The organism is Bacillus sp. FSL E2-8887, from assembly GCF_038007205.1.
GTDB lineage: Bacteria > Bacillota > Bacilli > Bacillales > Bacillaceae_G > Bacillus_A > Bacillus_A mycoides.
Window position 1 is genome coordinate 1681226 of sequence record NZ_JBBOWS010000001.1, and the last position, 19529, is coordinate 1700754.

Here is a 19529-nt window from a genome sequence, read left to right on the forward strand (position 1 = left end):
GGCACAAACTTGACTCTTTATTCTTGCTAAATTGTGAGGTGAAAATCTTACTACCTGCAAATAACAGAATAATAAATATGTAAATTCGAATATTCCGAAGTATTGTATTTTTTAAGTTGATAAATAGTGACTTGCCAAAAATAAGCACAAGAGTATAATGTGAAATGGAATACATGTTGGATTCATGAAGTAACCTTACAAAAATGTAAGGTAATTGAAAGGAAATTCAATATGAAGATTAATAGACTTACATTATACTAGGGAAAGAGAAAGAGAGGCGAATGGGTATGAGCTCTGAATTAGAACAAAATACGAGAAGCAATAAAAAACGTTCTAAACGAAAGTCAATAAAATGGTTCATTTTAATTCCATTTTTCCTACTTATTTTTGGAGGAGTAGGATATGGATCGTTTATATATAACAAAGCAAAAGCGGTTGTAAGTGATGCATATGCAAAAATTGATAAGTCATCAAAAAGGGACAAAGAAGTGGAACCTTTAAAGGATAATATTTCGATTTTAATCATGGGTGTAGACGGAAGTGAAATGAGAAAAAGCCAATACGGCGAAGCAGTTCGGACAGATGCACTTTTATTAGCGACAATTAATAAAGATGATAAATCCGTTAAATTAGTAAGTATTCCGCGTGATTCACGCGTTTATATTCCATCTAGAAAGAAATTAGATAAAATTACACACGCACACGTATTTGGCGGTGTTGAAAGTACAAGAGATACAGTGGAAAGATTTTTAAATGTTCCAGTTGATTATTATGTGAAGTTTAACTTTGAGTCATTTGTACAAATTGTAGATTCAATTGGTGGTATTGATATTGATGTACCGGTTACTTTCACAGAACAAGATAGTAAAGACCAAGCAGGTATGATCCATTTAGAAAAAGGTTACCAACATTTAAATGGTGAACAAGCCCTTGCACTTGCTAGAACGCGTAAAATTGATAGTGACGCAATGCGTGGTCAAAGGCAACAACTTGTAATTGAAGCAATTGCGAAAAAAGCAATGTCTGTTCAATCAATTAGTAAAATGGGCTCTTTACTTGATGCAGTGGATAACAACATGAAAACAAACTTAACGTTTGATGATATGCTTGCTATTACGAAAAATATGGCTGGATCTGACCTGCAAATGGAAAAAATGCAAATTGAAGGTACTGATAAACGTATTGGTGGTATTTATTATTACAGTCCAAACGAAAAAAATGTAAAAGATATTTCAAAAAAATTAAATGATCATTTGGGTATAACACCAAAACCAGCTCGAAACGAATAGTAAAAAAGATTGGCCTTTGCCAATCTTTTTTTATGGAAATATAGTTGTAACTTTTCTGTAACGATTTTTTATATTAGAAAAACTATACTCATATGTATGAGAATATTGGAGAGGCACATAGTATAAAAAATACTTAAAATTTGTAGTAAGGAAAGATATCATATGCAGAAATGGATAAGCATTTTGGGAATCATTTTTATATTGACTGGATGTAAAATGTCTGAAGCTCCAACAAGTTTAATGGGAGCTCCTGCAAATGAAAAGTGGATTAATGAATTAAAAGAGCAAATAGATAAAGATTTGCCAGTTAATTATCGGTTGCTTACTCCAATGTCTAATAAAGATAAACAGATGATTTGGTCAATGGATTTTAAACAAGATAATAAGAAAGAAGCGATCGTATTTTATAAAGTACCGAATGAAGATCGGAGTATATATTTAGCTATTTATGCGGAAAGCAGCAATGGCTGGAAATTAAAGTCCACTCATACATTTGATGGTGAGAATATAGATATCGTTAAAGTCGGTGATTTTACAGGGAACGGGAAGCGAGAGTTATTAATTGGAATCTCTGTAAGTCGTGAATCTTTAGAACATGTAATGTATGTCTTTTCGGAAGAAAATGATGATATGAAGGAGATTTATAATCGGCAATATACGAAGTTATTTATAGAGGATTTAAATAAAAATGGCCTTAATGATATAAGCCTTGTTACTTATAAAAAAGATGAGCAATTGAAAGTTGAGTTCATTGAACAGTTTAACACTATGTCTGAAGTTACATTTGATCCATATATAAATAGTATCCAACGAATACAAATGGGACGTATTTCTAACAAGTCAAAGGCAGTTGTAATTGATGCAGGAGTTGGGGCTCATTCAGGTATAACATATGTAGCAAAATTTGATCAGGATCATTATGAGGGGCTACCTATAGACGGGAAAGAAGATTTATTCAATGATTATGTTGTGGAAAGTAAAGACGTTAATGAAGACGGCATTATTGAATTTGTTCGTACTGTGCGTCCAAAAGGTTGGGAGGAGGTATCGTACGGAGAGAGCACGATGTTTGAGCGTTATATACAGTGGAGTGAAGAGGGAATTAAACTGATAGAAGAAAGATATGTCAATATAGAGAAAGGTTATTTTGTCAAAATCCCTCAAGCGCTAATTGGAAAAATAACTGTCCCAGTTCAGCAAGAAGCACCGGATGTTCAAAAATTTATAGATGCAACTACAAATGAAACATGGCTTGAAGTCCATATTTTTAAGCGGAAAGAATGGTTCAAAATAAAAGGATACGAGGCAGCAGTTAAAACGGCTTCTCATGTATATGCAGTACCGAAGCAAGAAAAATTTGAAAAAATGAAAGCATATATAAAACCGCTAGCGGATTATCAACAAGAGTAGGGAGGTGGGAATTATGTCAACAATTTTAGTTTTAGAAGATGAAATACCAATCCGTAGCTTTATTGTCTTAAATTTGAAACGTGCTGGATTTTATGTATTAGAAGCTAGCACTGGAGAAGAAGCGTTACAGATTTTAAGTGAACATACTGTTGATGTGGCGTTACTTGATGTTATGTTACCGGGGATTGATGGTTTTCAAGTTTGTAAAGCTATCCGGGAAGAAAATAAAAAAATGGGTATTATTATGTTAACCGCACGTGTACAAGATGAAGATAAAGTACAAGGGCTAGGAATTGGTGCAGATGATTATATCGCAAAGCCGTTTAGTCCAGTAGAATTAACTGCACGAATACAATCTTTATTAAGAAGAATAGAAGTACATGAAGAAAAAACGAATACAATCACGTCTGGTCCGTTTTCGTTAAATATCATAGAAGAAAGATTATATAAAGGTGGACAATTAGTTGATTTAACCCCTACAGAGTACATGATATTACAGTATTTAATGAATCAGGCTTCGAAGCCGGCTTCGCGTGATGAAATTTTAAATATGATCTGGGGAACTAATTACGTAGGCGAGACGAAAGTAGTCGATGTAAATATGAGACGGTTACGTCAAAAGATAGAATGTAATCCGTCAGAACCAGAGTTTATCCATACTGTATGGGGAAAAGGATATGTGTGGAAGGAAACTATAAGATGAGACGGAAAGTGACTTTATATTTTATGACGGTCATTACACTAATGCTTGTATTATTTGAAGTAGCATTTTCAGTTTCTATTTATCGATATTATTATAACGGCATTGTGCAATATGTTGAATCGCATGCAAAGACAAGCACACGTTTTTTCTCTGAATACAATTCACTATATTTTATTCGTTTGCAAGAATATAGCGGAGAAATAATTGAGAGTTTCCAATTAGAAGGAACGGAATTACAATTGATTGATCGGCAAGGTACAATTATACAATCGTCAAGTGGGCAAAAGGTTGAAGGTAAAGTAAGCATTCCTTATTCTTTACTAGAGGGGGAAATGTATCACCAAGTTATTACTACGAAAGATAACGTGGAACAATTAGAAGTATTAAGTCCACTCGTACATCAAGGGCAAACTATCGGTGTGTTAAAATATACGACTATTTTAACACATGTAAATGCAAAGATTATTGAAATTATTATGTTTACTATTTCAGTTGGAATTGTCATTTCAGGTATCGTATTCTTAATCAGTAGACGATTGGCGAATTCGTTTGTGAAACCTATCGAATCTATTATTCATGCTTCTTCGCAAATTGCGGAAGGTACATTAAAGGAGCAAATTAAAGAGGATTATCCTGGTGAATTAGGTGAGTTAGCGCATAGTTTAAATTATATGGCCGATAAAATAGAAAAGGCTGAGCAAATGAAAAATGAATTTATTGCCTCTATTTCTCATGAAATACGAACACCTTTAACAGGAATTAAAGGGTGGAGTGAGACATTAAAAACAGTAGATCATTTAACAGATGAAGAAATAAAGCAAGGTATGGGAATTATTTCAGGTGAAACAGACCGATTGATTCATTTAGTAGAAGAGTTACTAGATTTTTCAAGATTGCAGTCAAATCATTTTAATTTATATAAACAAAAAGTGCAATTGTACGATATACTAGAAGAGACGATTTGGCAATTGACTCCTAAATCAGAAGAGAAACAGATTCATCTAGTTGCTAATTTAGAACGAGTAGAACTAGTAGGAGATCGAAATAGACTAAAACAAGTTTTTCTAAATATTATTCATAATGCTATTAAATATTCAAATGAAAAAAGTACAGTTTACATTGAAGCGACCAAAAGTGAAGGACAAGCCATGATTAAGGTGACAGATCAAGGTATTGGAATTGCTAAAGAGCATCTACCATTTATAGAGCAGTCATTTTATCAGATTAATAACCATATTGAAGGCGCAGGCATTGGATTAGCTATTGTAAAAAAAATGGTGGAGCTTCATGGTGGTACGCTTAGTATTACAAGTAGAGAAAGTGTAGGAACAACAATTTTGATAAAACTCCCACTATAATTTATATAAAGTTTATATAGTGTAATAAAAATAAATAGATGTATAATTATATTGGGTGATTTATATATAAGATTAATAGGGAGAGGAATTCGATAGAATGGAAAAGGCTTTTAAAATTAAACGAGTTGCAGTTGTTTTAATAGCGATTGCAATAGTAGCTATTGGGTATTTCATGTTTCAATCTATTACTTCACCAGCAAAAGCTGTTGCGAAACAAGAAAATGTAGTGCAGCTTGCAAGTGAACAATCGAAAGTTGAAATGAATAAAACGGCACCAAGTCGTTTTAACGGAAAGGAAAGAAAAGTTGCTTATCTTACATTTGATGATGGGCCAGGAAAATATACGGCTGAATTATTGAATATGTTAAAACAGCATGATGCGAAGGCGACATTCTTTTTAATTGGTGCGAATGTGAAACAGTTTCCTGATTTAGTAAAACGTGAAAATGCAGAAGGACATTATGTTGGAATGCATAGTATGACACACAATTTTGCGAAGTTATATAAAAATGGCGAGTATGTTAATGAAATGAAAGAAGATCAAGGCTTAATCGCAAACATTATTGGGAAAGCCCCTAAATTAACACGTCCTCCATACGGATCGATGCCTGGTTTAAATGAAGGTCTCCGAAATAAAGTAGTTGAGGATGGTTTAAAAGTGTGGGACTGGACAATTGATTCTTTAGACTGGAAATATAATAAAGTACCAGTTGATGCAGCAGCAGCGCAAATCGCTCAAAATGTATTAGCTGGTGCAACAAAACCGCAAGAAGTCATTTTAATGCATGACATTCACCCGCAATCAGTTGCTGCTGTGCCAGCAATTTTAAAGGGTCTAAAAGAAAAAGGTTATGAATTTGAAGCATATCATGAAGAGAGTCACTTCCCAGTGAACTTCTGGCATGATAACCGTATGTAATTGGAGGAATTGAAGTTGAAGTATGGAAAAGTAGCAGTTGTTGGAGCATTATCAGTAGGATTATTATCAGGTTGTTTCGGTGAAAAGCCAGAAGAAAATTTACATACGGCTTTTGAAGCAGCAGCGACACAAGAAAAATCTTTAGTTGAGGATACGAAAAAATTAGAGCAATTAGAAAAGCAAGGGCAAGAACTATATTCTCAAATTTTACAAGAAGGTAAAGAACATAATGAAGCAGTTACGAAGAAGATTGAGCAAGCTACTACAAATGTAGATGAGCGTGAAAAAGTATTGAAAAACGAGAGAGAACTGTTAGAAAAAGCTCAGAAGGAAACGAAATCGGTTCAAAGCAATATAGAGAAGCTTGAAGATAAGAAATTGCAAAAACAAGCAAAAGCAGTAGAAGAATCGTATAAAAATCGTTATGATGCCTTCCAAAAGATGAATGAGAATTACACGAAGGCGTTAGCGACTGAAAAAGAACTGTATGAAAAATTAAAAGTAAAAGAAACGAAGTTAAAAGAAATTGGTGAAAACGTTAAAACTGTTAACGAGTTAAATGTGGAAACGCAAAAGGCGAAAGAACAATTTAATACACATACAAAAGAGTATAATGATAATAAATTAGCATTTTATAAAGATGCACAAATTAAAATTAAAGAAGTATCTTAATTACGATGAAAAATCTATAGAAAAAGCCGAAAAAACATTATAATAAAAAATGTTTTTTCGGCTTTTGTCGTTAAATGAATAGAAAAGACTGGAATTGATATCATAAAAGAGTTATAGTGAAATATTCGAAGGGAAACATTGTAAAGCAAGGAGAATGAAATATGTCATATGAATTTTTATTCAAATTAGGTTTAGCACTTTTTTTAGGATTATTCATCGGGATAGATAGGCAGCTAAAGAATAAACCGCTTGGTGTGAAAACAAGTATGGTTATTTCCGTAGCGAGTTGTTTAATTACAATGGTTTCAATTGAATCAGTGAATGTTTATTCTGTACCGGGTCATACGAATATGGATCCAATGCGCCTTGCTGCCCAAATTGTAAGTGGTATCGGTTTCCTTGGGGCGGGGGTAATTTTACGAAGAAGTAATGATGTTATTTCAGGATTAACGACAGCCTCTATGGTATGGGCTGCTTCAGCTTTAGGTATTGCGATTGGAGCAGGATTTTATATACAAGCGACGGTTGCTATGGTTTTAATTATATTAGCAATCAATGTACTTCCGCAAATTGTGAAAATTGCAGGCCCATATTCATTGAGACAAAAGGACTTGTCTATCAAGATTACTGTAAATGAGCATCGAGAGTTAGATGGGATTTTTAAGCAAATTAAAAATTTAAATATGCAAGTGAAGCGAGTGAAAATTAAAGATATTGATAATGGAGCATCTCAGCAATTAGAAATGGTTATTTTAGCTCCGGAAGATTTATATACAACGGAGCTATATAGTTCACTAAAAGAGATCGATCATGTTGTATCTGTTGAGGTTGAAAGTAGATAATTGTAAAAAAAGAGTGAAGTAAATTCACTCTTTTTTTATTTGGATTTTTAAGGAAATAAATTGGTATAATGATGAGTAAACAAGGGGGAGAAACGATGGAAATACATATTAGAAGAGCGATAAAAGATGATATACCAGGTATAGCAAAGGTACACGCTGATAGCTGGAAAACAACGTATAAAGGGATATTTGCTAACGAATTTTTAGATAATATAACATATGAACAAAGAGAGAAATTGTGGGAAAGCATTTTTCAAAAAGAAGGTAATCACCAATATAGATTTGTAGCAGAGACGTTAAATGGAGAAATAGTTGGATTCATCGATGGGGGAATCGAAAGAACCGGTACATATAATTGTGATGGAGAATTATATGCGATATACCTTTTACAAACGTATCAAGGAATGAAAATAGGACAAAAGTTATTTCAAGCTTTATTATCGGAATGTATAAACAATGATATGCAATCACTTTTAGTTTGGGTTGTTACTAATAATCCTTCTAAAAAGTTTTATGAAAAATTTAATCCTGAAAAAATTGATACGAAATTTTTAGAGAGAGTACAGGTAGAAGAAACAGCGTATTGCTGGAGAGATTTAAATCTTTTATACAAACAATTGCAGGATTTAATATAAAATAATAGTATTATGTAAACAATTAAAAAAGGTATACCTATCAAAGGTATACCTTTTTTAATTGTTTTGGATCGATAATAATGAAAAATGTAGAAAATATTAAGTAATTATTTTGAAAGGAAGATATTTTTAATCATGTTTTTAACAAGATTAAAGATATGATAGAAAAAAAGAAAAATTTAGTCAGATAAAAAAATTCTGAAATATACTCTTGAATTGATAATAACAATCAATTAGAATCATAATTGATAACGATATTCAATTATCAATTGTAATATGAAATTCCGATAGCGTTAATATAAAGAGGAGGACCAGTATGCAGCATGCGAAACAAATCGCGGAACATGCAACAATACAAAGCTTTTTAAATTGTTATTTAAGAGAAACAGGAAGTGGAGAATGGATTACGGAGGATAAAAGGATAGAGGATATTTTCTGCCATTCATTTCAAAGAGATACTATCCCCACTTATTTATGCTGTCGGTTGTCGGCACAAAACATTACTTTGTATGGAGAAGTTATATATAAATCACCAACAGATCGTCATTTGTTTGGAGAACAATTTTATTATCAAATTGGAGAAAGTAAGAATGTCATAAAAGCAGATTATGTTACTGTTATTACGTTTTTAATAAAAGAAATGTCTATGAACTATGGAGAGGGTACAAATCCCGCCGAACTTATGGTTCGAGTTATTCAAAGTTGTCAAAATATTGAAGGTTTTTTGAAAGAGAGGATAGAAGAAACATCCGAATTATATGGTTTTCATACATCCTTTATAGAGGCGGAGCAATCTTTATTATTTGGGCATTTAACTCATCCAACCCCAAAAAGTAGACAAGGTATATTGGAGTGGAAAAGTGCAATGTATTCTCCAGAATTAAAAGGAGAATGCCAGCTTTATTATTTTCGCGCACATAAAAGTATAGTAAGTGAAAAATCATTATTATTAGATTCTACAACAACGATTATAAAAGAAGAATTAAGTAAAGATGAGATGGTAAGTAAGAAATTTATAGTGAAATACTGTAAGGAAGATGAATATTCATTAATTCCAATTCATCCGCTTCAGGCAGAATGGTTATTACATCAACCTTATGTACAAGAGTGGATAAATCAAGGAGTACTTGAGTATATCGGTCCCGTAGGTAAGCATTATATGGCAACATCATCACTTAGGACGCTATATCATCCTCATTCAAAATATATGCTTAAGTTTTCATTTCCGGTGAAAGTAACAAATTCAATGCGCATTAATAAGTTGAAGGAACTTGAGAGTGGCCTTGAAGGGAAGGAAATGTTAAATACGTCAATTGGTGAAGTACTAGAAAAGTATCCAGGTTTTGATTTTATTTGTGATCCAGCCTTTATTACATTAAATTATGGAACACAAGAATCTGGATTTGAAGTGATTATTCGAGAGAATCCTTTTTATAGTGAACATGCAAATGACGTTACTTTAATTGCTGGACTAGTTCAAGATGCTATACCAGGAGAACGTACTCGTTTATCGAATATTATTCATCACTTAGCAGATTTAGAAAATAGAAGCTGTGAGGAAGTAAGTTTAGAGTGGTTTAGGCGGTATATAAATATTTCTTTAAAGCCAATGGTATGGATGTATTTACAGTATGGAGTTGCATTAGAAGCTCATCAGCAAAATAGTGTTGTTCAGCTAAAGGATGGTTATCCAGTAAAATATTATTTCCGTGATAATCAAGGGTTTTATTTCTGTAATTCAATGAAAGAGATGCTTAATAATGAGTTATCTGGTATTGGAGAACGTACTGGAAATTTATATGACGATTATATTGTAGATGAAAGGTTTCGTTACTATTTAATTTTTAATCATATGTTTGGACTTATTAACGGTTTTGGTACAGCAGGATTAATTAAGGAGGAAATTCTTCTTTCTGAATTAAGGTCTGTACTTGAATCATTCCTTCCATATAACCGTGAACCTTCTACATTTTTAAGAGAATTGTTGGAAGAGGATAAGTTGGCATGCAAAGCAAACTTGCTAACGAGATTTTTCGATGTTGATGAACTGACAAATCCTTTAGAGCAAGCAATTTATGTACAAGTAGATAATCCACTCGTAAGAGAAGTGGCTGTTCGTTCATAAGTAATGCTAAAATTTCACGTAATACAAATAATGGAATTCGATATTCCGTATTATAGCGGAGGGATTTATGAAAGAAGAGGTTTATCAAACAAAAATATTGAAGGCGCTCCAATCAAAAGAATACATTTTTGTGAGAAGGAGAGTACTACGCCAATTAGTAGAATCGTTAATTTATGAGGGAATCATTACACCAACTCGTATACAAAAGGAAGAACAAATTCTTTTTATTATACAAGGGCTCGATAACGAGAATCGAAATGTTACGTATCAATGTTATGGACAAGAACGTATGACATTTGGGCGTATTTGTTTACATGACTCATTAATAATGAGAGTTCAAGATGAGGAAGAAGAAATACAATCTGTTTCACAATTTTTACAGGAGATTTTTCGAATTGTTCAAGTGGATCGAACGAAATTGGATTCTTTTATTCAAGAATTAGAACAAACAATCTTTAAAGATACGATTGCACAATATGAGAGAAGTTGTGAAGAAGACTACCTTGCGAAATCTTATGATGAGCTTGAAAGTCATTTAATAGATGGACACCCATATCATCCTAGTTATAAAGCACGTATAGGGTTTCAATATCGTGATAATTTTCAATATGGATTTGAATTTATGCAACCAATGAAAATAATATGGATTGCAGTTCATGAGAAATATACGACTGTAGGATATGAAAGTGAAGAGAGTTATAACTGTACATTTAAAGAAGAAATTGGTGAAAAGAAAATCGAAGAGTATATGGATCGTATTCGAAAAATGGACTGTGATTCGAAGAAGTATATGTTTATGCCTGTTCACCCTTGGCAGTGGGAGAACTTTATTATTCCGAATTATACTGACCATATACAGGATAAATATATTATTCATTTAGGGAAATCAGAAGATGAATATTGCGCGCAGCAGTCGATGCGGACATTAAGAAATATTACGAACCGAGCGAAACCATATGTAAAGTTATCAATGAATTTACTCAATACTTCAACTATCCGTATATTAAAAACACATTCGGTTGTGAGTGCACCTGCTATATCGAATTGGTTAAAAGATATAGTAGATCATGATCCTTATTTAAGGGATGAATCGCGTTTAATTTTGTTAAATGAATTTTCGAGTGTTACGTACGATGCGAATAAAAAAGCTACATATGGCTCATTAGGATGTATTTGGCGCGAAAGCGTTCACAAATATTTAGATAAGAAAGAAGAGGCAATTCCATTTAACGGTTTATATGCTAAGGGGAAAGATGGTACACCAATTATTGATTCGTGGTTAAAGAGATATGGAGTAGAACACTGGCTACAATTGCTTATTCAAAAAGCAATTATACCAGTTGTACACCTCGTTGTAGAACATGGAATTGCGTTAGAATCACATGGGCAAAACATGATTTTGGTTCATGAAGAAGGAATGCCGACCCGAATTGCATTAAAAGATTTTCATGAAGGGCTGGAGTTTTACCGTCCTTACTTGAAAGAATACGAGAAATGTCCTGATTTTACGAAAATGCATAAAACATATGCAAATGGAAAAATAAATGATTTCTTTGAAATGGATCGTATTGAATGTTTGCAAGAAATGGTTTTAGATGCGCTGTTCTTATTCAATCTAGGTGAATTAGCTTTCGTACTGGCCGATGAATATCAATTGAAAGAAGAGAGATTTTGGATCATGGTTGTTGAAGAACTAGAAAATCATTTTAGCAGATTTTCGCATTTGAAAGAACGTTTTGAAGCACTACAATTATATACACCTACATTCCATGCAGAGCAATTAACGAAGCGGCGTTTATATATGGATGTGGAATCACTTGTTCATGAAGTTCCAAATCCATTGTATAGAGCAAGGCAACTTAAAATACAAAAATCAGTTGTTACAGGGGGAAATCATGCTAATCGTTAATAAACAAGAATATAGCAAAAATGATTTTGAATGGAAATTACAAGTTTACGAGGAAATGGAACAGTTTCAAGAAGCAGAAGGAAATAGATTTGCCCTTTGTCTAAAAGATCCATTTGATATTATTACACTTGTGTTTTTCCTACGAGAAAAGAGAGCATCTGTACTACTTATTCATGAAGATACACCCAAGGATACAGCTATTGAAATGGCAAGGCGTGCAAATTGTACTGGACTTTTATACGTAGAAAGTAACGACTTTATAAAATTAGAAGTAGAAAAGCCATTGCAAGAAGAACCTTCGTTATTACAATATAGTTCAGGAACAACAGGGGAACCGAAACTGATTCGTAGAGCATGGACGGAAATTGAAACGGAAATCGCTGCTTACAATGAAGCTTTAAAATGTGATGAAGACGAAGTGCCAATCGTTATGGCTCCTGTTTCACATTCATACGGTCTAATTTGTGGCACGTTATCTGCAATTACGAGGGGTAGCAAGCCTATCATCATTACTAATAAAAACCCTAAATTCGCATTAAATATAGTTCGTAATACAGAAAAACATATCATATATGCAGTACCACTTATGCTACATATTATGGGGAGTTTTCCACAAGGGACTTTTCAGTTTCATAAAATTATGACATCAGGGTCACCTTTGCCAGAAACGCTATTTTACAAGCTGAAAGGGATGACGAAACATATGATGCAGCAGTATGGATGCTCTGAAGCTGGTTGCATTAGTATATGTCATGATATGGAAACACATTTAGATTTAGGAAAACCACTTCCTCATGTAAGTATTAACATTGGTTCAGATGAAAATGAGCCGGAAGAAATCATAGTGAAAATTGCGGAAAAGGATATTTATACGAAAGATTTAGGATATAAATCTGAGCGGGGCCTTCAATTTATGGGGCGTATGGATGATGTTATTAATGTATCTGGTCTAAAGGTCTTTCCTATAGAGGTGGAAGAAACGATGCTTCGACTAGAAGGTATTCAAGAGGCAATTGTATATCGCGGGAAGCATCCTGTGATGGGAGAAATAGTAAAAGCGAAAGTAGTCTCTCGTATTGAACCAGTACAAATAAGAGAATGGTGCATACAGCATTTACCGTCTTATAAAGTGCCACATGAAATTGAAAATGTAGCAGAGATTCCGAAAAATAAAACAGGGAAAGTAAGTCGGAAGTTATTAGAGATGGGAGAGACAACAACATGAGTCGTGAAATGTTAAAAGAAGCAGTATTAAGCATTATGAGAGAAAAAATGGAGCTGAACAATGTAACGCATTTAGAAGAAACGATGCGTTTAAATCAAGATTTATATATTGATTCGGTAATGATGTTGCAGCTTATTGTATACATTGAAATGGAATTAAAGTTATGTGTTCCAGAGGATGAGATAGATCCAAAGGCATTTCTTACAGTAGGCTCCTTGCTTGACTTTATGGAAGAGTTACAACCGTTACAAGCAGTAAATGTGAATAACTAACCTTTTAGGAAAGTGGATGAGAGTATGACTTCAATTAAAGTTCACTGTTTAGTGAGTTGTTTTTGTGAAATTATAAAAAGGCGTAGTGACATAGATTTCCGTCCATTTTATTTCGGATTATGGGATGGAGACTTTGATATAACAGAAGGCGGGATTATTTCTTATCATTCCGAAAACATTAACCATGATAACTACTTACTCTGGTATGAAAAATTGTATGGTGTTAAAGTGAACGAGTGGTATGATCATTCAAAAGATAAAAGTAGCAATGTAGAAACATTTTTAGAATTAGTAGAAAATAAGCCGGAAAATCGTTACGTAATTGTAATGGTTGATATGTCTTTATTGCCTGAGAGAGAAAATAAGTTTCATCAAAAACCGTTTCCTCATTATTTAATGATATCGAAGACAGAGAAAGAAGATGAATGGCTCATGCTTGATCCTGATTTTCGCTGGGAAGGGAATATGGAAAGAGAAAAAGTGCTCCATTCTGTTAAAGACAACCCATTTGGTGGAGGCTATTCCATTGATATAGAAGGAATTCAGGAGCCAACACAAGAGATGATAGAAAGTTATTTCATGGAGACATTCAAAAAGAATGATAATGAACTAACTATGGAATTAAAAAAATTAATTATAAAAATGGTAAATGAAGAGGATGGGTATTCACTTTCCGGGCTCGTAGCGGCAGTAAAGCAAATACCCGTATTGGCAATACGTAAATATAGCTATGAACATGCCTTTGCATACTTCCGTGAAACGTTACAATATTCGGAGAAAGACTTTGATTATTGGTGTGATCGAGTGGAAGACATTGTACAAGGATTTACAAATGTACAGTACCGCGCAATCAAAATGGCAATGACAAAAAATAAAGATATGTTAATAACAATTGTTGAGAAGCTTGATGAAATGAATACAATTGAACTGCAAATTAAGGATGAATTAGAGAGACAGTTTCTGTCATGGAAAGATATGAAAACAAATCAGTCTGTCTTAACTTTTTAAAGCAATCTAACTGAATTTAAGATAAGGGAGTTCAAACCTATGAAATATTCACTATGTACAATTTCATTTCGCCATCAACTAATTTCATTTACTGATATTGTTCAATTTGCATACGAAAACGGTTTTGAAGGGATTGAGTTGTGGGGGACTCATGCACAAAATTTATATATGCAAGAGCGTGAAACGACAGAGAGAGAGCTGGATTTTTTAAAGGATAAAAATTTAGAAGTTACGATGATAAGTGATTATTTAGATATATCATTATTAGCAGATTTTCAAAAAACGCTGGAAAAATGTGAACAACTGGTAACATTATCTAATTGGTTTAATACAAATAAAATTCGTACGTTTGCTGGGCAAAAAGGTAGTGAGGATTTCTCGGAACAAGAGAGAAAAGAGTATGTGAAACGAATTCGTATGATTTGTGATCTATTTGCTCAGCACAATATATATGTCCTATTAGAGACACACCCAAATACATTAACGGATACTTTGCCTTCTACTTTGAAATTGTTAGAAGAAGTAGACCATCCATATTTGAAAATAAACCTTGATTTTCTTCACATATGGGAGTCTGGTGCAGAACCGATAGACAGTTTTCGTCGACTAAAGCCGTGGATACAACATTACCATTTTAAGAATATATCGTCAGCGGATTATTTACATGTGTTTGAACCTCATAATGTATATGCCGCAGCTGGAAGTCGTAAAGGAATGGTTCCATTATTTGAAGGTATAGTAAATTATGATGAAATCATTCAGGAAGTGAAAGATACTGACCATTTTGCTTCACTAGAATGGTTTGGAAATAATGCGAAAGATATCTTGAAAGAAGAAATGAAGGTATTAACAAATAGAAAATTAGAAGTAGTAACTTCATAAGATGGAATGATGTAAGAGTCTCGTTTAAGAGACTCTTTTTTTAAAAGTAACAATAACCAAAAATTACCATGTATTTAATTTCGGATTTGATACAGTTTAATATATATAAGGAGGTGATCGGTAATGGCTAGAAATCGTAACGCTAATCAATTAGCATCACATGGAGCACAAGCAGCTCTAGATCAAATGAAATATGAAATTGCACAAGAGTTTGGTGTACAGCTTGGAGCTGATACTTCTTCACGTGCAAACGGTTCTGTAGGCGGTGAAATTACAAAACGCCTTGTAGCGATGGCAGAACAACAGCTTGGTGGCGGATATACTCGCTAAATGTAGAAGGTTATAGGAGAAAGGAAGGATTCTTCCTTTCTTTTTTATTTTCAATTAATTGGTATGGATATATTGTGAACAGGATTCAAAGAATAGGAGTAATGCTATATTTTACCCAATTTCTTTTGTTGTAAATGGAAAGTAGTAAAGATGAAATAGCCCTGGTGGAATGTAAACATAATTTCCACCAGGGCTATTATATGGTAAGAAATATATGATGAAAGGTTCCGAAATCAACATGTTAAAAAAAGAAAACTGTTGTTTAATTGCACTTGCATCAGTTCCACTTGTTATGACGCTAGGTAATTCAATGCTTATTCCAATCCTGCCAACCATTGAAAAGAAATTACATATTTCATCTTTCCAAGTATCCATGATAATTACAATTTATTCTATCATTGCAATTATACTTATACCGATTGCTGGTTATTTATCAGATAGATGGGGACGAAAGATGGTAATGGTTCCAAGTTTATTAATTGCAGCTATTGGAGGAGCGATAACGGGATGGGTATCATGGAAAGTTGATAACCCTTATGTTTGGATTCTTATCGGAAGAGCAATTCAAGGGATAGGTGCTGCTGGTGCTATGCCAGTTGTCATACCATGTGTCGGTGATTTATACAAAGATGAAAAACAGGTTAGTGCAGGTTTAGGAATCATTGAGACGTCAAATACATTTGGAAAAGTATTGAGTCCCATATTAGGATCAGCTCTTGCAGCAATTGTATGGTTCTTACCATTTTTGGCGATTCCAGTTTTATGTGTAATATCGATTGTTTTACTACTGGTACTAGTAAAGGCGAAGAAACAAGAAGAAGAAGCCCCACCACTTAAGGAATTTATTCAATCTATTATCTCTACGTTTCGAGAAAAGGGAAGATGGTTAATTGCCATTTTTATACTAGGTGCAATTATTATGCTTATTTTATTCGGAATACTTTTTTATCTGTCAACTATACTGGAGTCGAAGTACGATATTCATGGTATATGGAAAGGGTGTGTACTCGCTATTCCTTTACTTGTACTATCACTTAGCTCATATATGGCTGGTAAAAAAATTGGAGATAAACAAGATATTATGAAAAAGTGTATCTATATTGGATTTTTACTGGCTGCTGCATCTGTCTTCTTACCTTTATTTCTAAAAGGAATCTATTTGCTACTTCTTTGTCTCGTTATTATGGGGGGAGGAATTGGTATGGCGTTACCATGTCTAGATGCTCTTATTACACAAGGGATTGAAAAAGAGCAGAGGGGGACAGTTACGTCATTTTATAGTTCAATGCGATTTATCGGTGTAGCAGCTGGACCACCCCTGTATTCTTTTTTTATGAAAGGGGCAGACCATGAAGTGTTTTATTTAACAAGCATCTTCGCTGCTATTGGTGCTGTCATAGCAATTATTTGGATTAAACCAGCAAAAGATAAAATGATGTTAAAACAGAAACCGGAACCAACTTCATAATGCGAAAGAGAATTGCATGCCAATTACATAACATGCAATTCTCTTTAATTAGTTAGGAAAAACAACTTGTTTTAACATATAAAGTGCGACTCCCCATATGAGTAGCCCTGAAATTTTATTTAATACTATAATCGTTTTTCCTGTCGAGTCAAATCCTTTAAGAAATTTTCCAGCAAAAGCTAAACTAATAAACCAGATCCAAGAAACTATAATTGTTGCAAAAGTGAAAGCCCATTTCTCACTTCCTATGTACTGTATAGAGTTTGTTCCGATTACACCAATTGTGTCTAAAATTGCGTGTGGATTTAGTAATGAAACTGATGCGGCGAAAATAATTTGATTTTTTAAAGGCATGCTTTTTTCTTGTTTTACATCATTTGAAGGATCGCTTCTCCAAATAACCCAGCCCATATACATAAGAAAGAAAAATCCAATCATATACAAGGTGGTTGTTAACCAAGAGAAAGTTAAGAGGACAAGGGAGACACCTTGTACAGCAATTAATATTAATAATGTATCACATATAGATGCAGTCAAGACTACAGGAGCAGCTCGCCAAATATTTGGTTGACTAGCGCCTTGGTTAAAGACGAAAACATTTTGGACACCTAATGGAATGATAAGACCAAATGCAAGGATGATACCGTGAATAATTGCTTCACTCATCAGATTACCTCCTACTTAATTTGATTAATTATGATAGTCTATATTGTATAGAAGAAATGAAAATTTGTATCCATCCATATGGTTGGATAGGTTACCAACCATAAAGTATGTGAGGTGAGATAATGGAAAGGCTCGTTTGGAAACCTAATATGTCTTCATCTGTTCCTTTGTATAAACAAATAGAATCTTATATAAAAGAGAGAATTGTTAATGGGGAATGGACAATTGGAACTAAATTACCTTCACAAAGAGATTTGGCGCATACGTTTGAAGTGAATCGAAGTACAATTGTAATGGCTTTCGATGAATTAGTAGCAAAAGGGTATGTTGAGGGGAATGGCCGGAAGGGAACAATTGTTATAAATAATAGTGAGAGTACTTCTACATATGCCCCGCCTCCAAACTGGCAGTCTTATGTAGAAACAGGACTTCATTATCCGAATCTTCCTGCTGTACAAGAGATTAATCAAGCTGAATTTACTCCCGATGTAATTCGATTAGGAACAGGTGAACTTTCACCGAGTCTCTTGCCTGAGAAAAAGATGAAGGGTATTATTAATAAAATTCTACAATCAAATGTTACACTTGGGTATGAGGAACCGAAAGGAAATCTCCATTTAAGAGAAAAAATTGCGGAATATTTAAAAGGGCATGGGGTATATGTATCTCCTGACTCTATTTTAATTGTTTCGGGAGCAATCCAAGCACTGCAACTTATTTCTATGGGGCTTCTTCCGAAAGGAGCGTCAATTTTATTAGAAAAACCATCATATTTATATTCGCTTAATGTATTTCAATCAGCAGGAATGCGCTTGATTGGAATACCAATAAATGAGAATGGTATAAATACTTCCTATATCACAAAATATAAGAAACAATTTAACGCATCTATTTTATATACAATCCCATCTTTTCATAATCCGACCAATTTTAGTATGAACGCTAAGAAGAGGGAAGAAGTGATGGAGATATGTAATGAAATTGGATTACCTATTATTGAGGACGCGGTATATCAAGATTTATGGTTCGATGCACCAGTTTCAAAGCCTTTAAAGGCATATGATAAAAATGGTATCGTGCTACATATTGGAAGTATGTCCAAAGTCATTAGTCCTGGTTTAAGAATTGGGTGGGTTGTTGGATCAGAATCAGTTATTCAAAGATTAGCAGATATAAAAATGCAAACTGATTATGGTTCAAGTTCTATATCCCAGCAGATTGCAGCGGAGTGGTTTGAAAATGGATTGTATGATGAACATTTACAGTTTGTAAGAAGTGAATTGAAAAAACGTAGAGATTTTATGATAAGTATGTTAGAAAAGTATTGTAGTGGCATTGCAACTTGGCATGAGCCAGTAGGAAGCTTTTACATTTGGCTACATATAAACCTACCAATTTCGAATCGTAGTTTATTTGAAAAAGCTTTACAAGAAAAGGTGTTGTTAAACCCAGGCACTTTGTATGATAGAAGTGCTAACCAATTTTTACGTCTTTCTTATTCCTATGCAACTGTAGAAGAAATTGAAGTTGGAATAAAAAAGATTGCGCAATTAATTAAAGGGTAAAAGGAGAAAACCATGAAACAATATGTGATTTGCCAAATTATCGATGGGGATAAATATTTAGCTGCTTATGCAGAGACAAAACAGGATGCAGTTGAAAAAGCAGAACTGTTAGGATTAAGAACCGGAAACCGTTACATAGTAATTACCGCAGAAGAAGCTGAAGGGTTAACTTATCCTTAAATAATGGGAGAGTACATAAGAAGTAAATAAGCCTAATAATGTACTATATTATTAGGCTTATTTACTATTAA

At 33.6% G+C, this 19529-nt stretch carries 19 protein-coding genes; 18 read left to right on the forward strand and 1 reads right to left on the reverse strand.

The features are described 5' to 3' along the window. Window positions 1–287: 287 nt before the first annotated feature. From NSQ08_RS08335 to NSQ08_RS08410, 16 genes are all read left to right on the forward strand, one after another. A complete protein-coding gene (locus NSQ08_RS08335) occupies window positions 288–1289 on the forward strand; it encodes an LCP family protein (RefSeq protein WP_002189306.1) in 1002 nt (333 codons plus the stop codon). Between the two features lie 162 nt (window positions 1290–1451). After that, window positions 1452–2699 (forward strand): hypothetical protein, encoded by a 1248-nt coding sequence (locus NSQ08_RS08340; RefSeq protein ID WP_016102198.1) that lies wholly within the window; start codon window positions 1452–1454, stop codon window positions 2697–2699. 13 nt (window positions 2700–2712) lie between these two features. Continuing rightward, window positions 2713–3402, forward strand: a complete 690-nt coding sequence (locus NSQ08_RS08345) for a response regulator transcription factor (protein ID WP_016102197.1) — start codon at window positions 2713–2715, stop codon at window positions 3400–3402. Next, window positions 3399–4760 (forward strand): sensor histidine kinase, encoded by a 1362-nt coding sequence (locus tag NSQ08_RS08350; protein ID WP_016102196.1) that lies wholly within the window; start codon window positions 3399–3401, stop codon window positions 4758–4760. Before NSQ08_RS08345 ends, NSQ08_RS08350 begins: the two co-directional genes overlap by 4 nt. 97 nt (window positions 4761–4857) lie before the next feature. Beyond that, the gene (locus NSQ08_RS08355; protein ID WP_016102195.1) at window positions 4858–5679 is read left to right on the forward strand and encodes a peptidoglycan-N-acetylglucosamine deacetylase; all 822 of its coding nucleotides are present in this window, start codon (window positions 4858–4860) and stop codon (window positions 5677–5679) included. A gap of 15 nt (window positions 5680–5694) precedes the next feature. Beyond that, complete coding sequence (locus tag NSQ08_RS08360; RefSeq protein WP_016102194.1) at window positions 5695–6351, forward strand: YkyA family protein; 657 nt, start codon at window positions 5695–5697, stop codon at window positions 6349–6351. Window positions 6352–6512: 161 nt separating this feature from the next. Continuing rightward, window positions 6513–7193 (forward strand): MgtC/SapB family protein, encoded by a 681-nt coding sequence (locus NSQ08_RS08365; protein WP_016102193.1) that lies wholly within the window; start codon window positions 6513–6515, stop codon window positions 7191–7193. A gap of 68 nt (window positions 7194–7261) precedes the next feature. Next, window positions 7262–7828: a GNAT family N-acetyltransferase gene (locus tag NSQ08_RS08370; protein ID WP_016102192.1), complete on the forward strand. Its 567-nt coding sequence runs from the start codon at window positions 7262–7264 to the stop codon at window positions 7826–7828. A gap of 316 nt (window positions 7829–8144) precedes the next feature. Then, window positions 8145–9953: an IucA/IucC family protein gene (locus tag NSQ08_RS08375; RefSeq protein ID WP_016102191.1), complete on the forward strand. Its 1809-nt coding sequence runs from the start codon at window positions 8145–8147 to the stop codon at window positions 9951–9953. A 67-nt stretch (window positions 9954–10020) separates the two neighbouring features. Further along, window positions 10021–11862 carry an IucA/IucC family protein gene (locus NSQ08_RS08380; RefSeq protein ID WP_016102190.1) on the forward strand — a complete coding sequence of 614 codons (1842 nt, stop codon included), beginning with the start codon at window positions 10021–10023 and terminating at the stop codon, window positions 11860–11862. Beyond that, window positions 11849–13087: an AMP-binding protein gene (locus NSQ08_RS08385; RefSeq protein WP_016102189.1), complete on the forward strand. Its 1239-nt coding sequence runs from the start codon at window positions 11849–11851 to the stop codon at window positions 13085–13087. The genes NSQ08_RS08380 and NSQ08_RS08385 overlap by 14 nt, the downstream gene beginning before the upstream one ends. After that, a complete protein-coding gene (gene asbD, locus NSQ08_RS08390; RefSeq protein ID WP_016102188.1) occupies window positions 13084–13359 on the forward strand; it encodes a petrobactin biosynthesis protein AsbD in 276 nt (91 codons plus the stop codon). The genes NSQ08_RS08385 and asbD overlap by 4 nt, the downstream gene beginning before the upstream one ends. Window positions 13360–13383: 24 nt before the next feature. Beyond that, window positions 13384–14367 carry a DUF6005 family protein gene (locus NSQ08_RS08395; RefSeq protein ID WP_016102187.1) on the forward strand — a complete coding sequence of 328 codons (984 nt, stop codon included), beginning with the start codon at window positions 13384–13386 and terminating at the stop codon, window positions 14365–14367. Between the two features lie 39 nt (window positions 14368–14406). Beyond that, window positions 14407–15249, forward strand: coding sequence for a sugar phosphate isomerase/epimerase family protein (locus tag NSQ08_RS08400; protein WP_016102186.1), 843 nt, complete (start codon window positions 14407–14409; stop codon window positions 15247–15249). Between the two features lie 123 nt (window positions 15250–15372). After that, entirely contained in the window at window positions 15373–15579 is a 207-nt protein-coding gene (locus NSQ08_RS08405) for an alpha/beta-type small acid-soluble spore protein (RefSeq protein ID WP_000113539.1), read from the forward strand. Window positions 15580–15796: 217 nt separating this feature from the next. After that, complete coding sequence (locus NSQ08_RS08410; RefSeq protein ID WP_340780071.1) at window positions 15797–17047, forward strand: MFS transporter; 1251 nt, start codon at window positions 15797–15799, stop codon at window positions 17045–17047. A gap of 48 nt (window positions 17048–17095) precedes the next feature. On the opposite strand, the gene NSQ08_RS08415 is transcribed toward NSQ08_RS08410, so the two are convergent. After that, window positions 17096–17713 carry a LysE/ArgO family amino acid transporter gene (locus NSQ08_RS08415; RefSeq protein WP_002189328.1) on the reverse strand — a complete coding sequence of 206 codons (618 nt, stop codon included), beginning with the start codon at window positions 17711–17713 and terminating at the stop codon, window positions 17096–17098. 122 nt (window positions 17714–17835) lie between these two features. On the opposite strand from NSQ08_RS08415, the gene NSQ08_RS08420 reads away from it, so the two are divergent. Together NSQ08_RS08420 and NSQ08_RS08425 are read left to right on the forward strand one after the other, a co-directional pair. Beyond that, window positions 17836–19278, forward strand: a complete 1443-nt coding sequence (locus NSQ08_RS08420; RefSeq protein ID WP_340773445.1) for an aminotransferase-like domain-containing protein — start codon at window positions 17836–17838, stop codon at window positions 19276–19278. 12 nt (window positions 19279–19290) lie between these two features. Next, window positions 19291–19458 carry a DUF3933 family protein gene (locus NSQ08_RS08425; RefSeq protein ID WP_002012388.1) on the forward strand — a complete coding sequence of 56 codons (168 nt, stop codon included), beginning with the start codon at window positions 19291–19293 and terminating at the stop codon, window positions 19456–19458. Window positions 19459–19529: the final 71 nt, after the last annotated feature.

Bases quoted from the DNA above. Each gene is read 5' to 3' on its own strand.
- asbD (WP_016102188.1), top strand. From the start codon at position 13,084: ATGAGTCGTGAAATGTTAAAAGAAGCAGTATTAAGCATTATGAGAGAA.
- NSQ08_RS08415 (WP_002189328.1), bottom strand. From the start codon at position 17,713: ATGAGTGAAGCAATTATTCACGGTATCATCCTTGCATTTGGTCTTATC.
- NSQ08_RS08380 (WP_016102190.1), top strand. From the start codon at position 10,021: ATGAAAGAAGAGGTTTATCAAACAAAAATATTGAAGGCGCTCCAATCA.
- NSQ08_RS08350 (WP_016102196.1), top strand. From the start codon at position 3,399: ATGAGACGGAAAGTGACTTTATATTTTATGACGGTCATTACACTAATG.
- NSQ08_RS08355 (WP_016102195.1), top strand. From the start codon at position 4,858: ATGGAAAAGGCTTTTAAAATTAAACGAGTTGCAGTTGTTTTAATAGCG.
- NSQ08_RS08425 (WP_002012388.1), top strand. From the start codon at position 19,291: ATGAAACAATATGTGATTTGCCAAATTATCGATGGGGATAAATATTTA.
- NSQ08_RS08395 (WP_016102187.1), top strand. From the start codon at position 13,384: ATGACTTCAATTAAAGTTCACTGTTTAGTGAGTTGTTTTTGTGAAATT.
- NSQ08_RS08335 (WP_002189306.1), top strand. From the start codon at position 288: ATGAGCTCTGAATTAGAACAAAATACGAGAAGCAATAAAAAACGTTCT.
- NSQ08_RS08370 (WP_016102192.1), top strand. From the start codon at position 7,262: ATGATGAGTAAACAAGGGGGAGAAACGATGGAAATACATATTAGAAGA.
- NSQ08_RS08345 (WP_016102197.1), top strand. From the start codon at position 2,713: ATGTCAACAATTTTAGTTTTAGAAGATGAAATACCAATCCGTAGCTTT.
- NSQ08_RS08405 (WP_000113539.1), top strand. From the start codon at position 15,373: ATGGCTAGAAATCGTAACGCTAATCAATTAGCATCACATGGAGCACAA.
- NSQ08_RS08340 (WP_016102198.1), top strand. From the start codon at position 1,452: ATGCAGAAATGGATAAGCATTTTGGGAATCATTTTTATATTGACTGGA.
- NSQ08_RS08385 (WP_016102189.1), top strand. From the start codon at position 11,849: ATGCTAATCGTTAATAAACAAGAATATAGCAAAAATGATTTTGAATGG.
- NSQ08_RS08420 (WP_340773445.1), top strand. From the start codon at position 17,836: ATGGAAAGGCTCGTTTGGAAACCTAATATGTCTTCATCTGTTCCTTTG.
- NSQ08_RS08365 (WP_016102193.1), top strand. From the start codon at position 6,513: ATGTCATATGAATTTTTATTCAAATTAGGTTTAGCACTTTTTTTAGGA.
- NSQ08_RS08400 (WP_016102186.1), top strand. From the start codon at position 14,407: ATGAAATATTCACTATGTACAATTTCATTTCGCCATCAACTAATTTCA.
- NSQ08_RS08410 (WP_340780071.1), top strand. From the start codon at position 15,797: ATGAAAGGTTCCGAAATCAACATGTTAAAAAAAGAAAACTGTTGTTTA.
- NSQ08_RS08375 (WP_016102191.1), top strand. From the start codon at position 8,145: ATGCAGCATGCGAAACAAATCGCGGAACATGCAACAATACAAAGCTTT.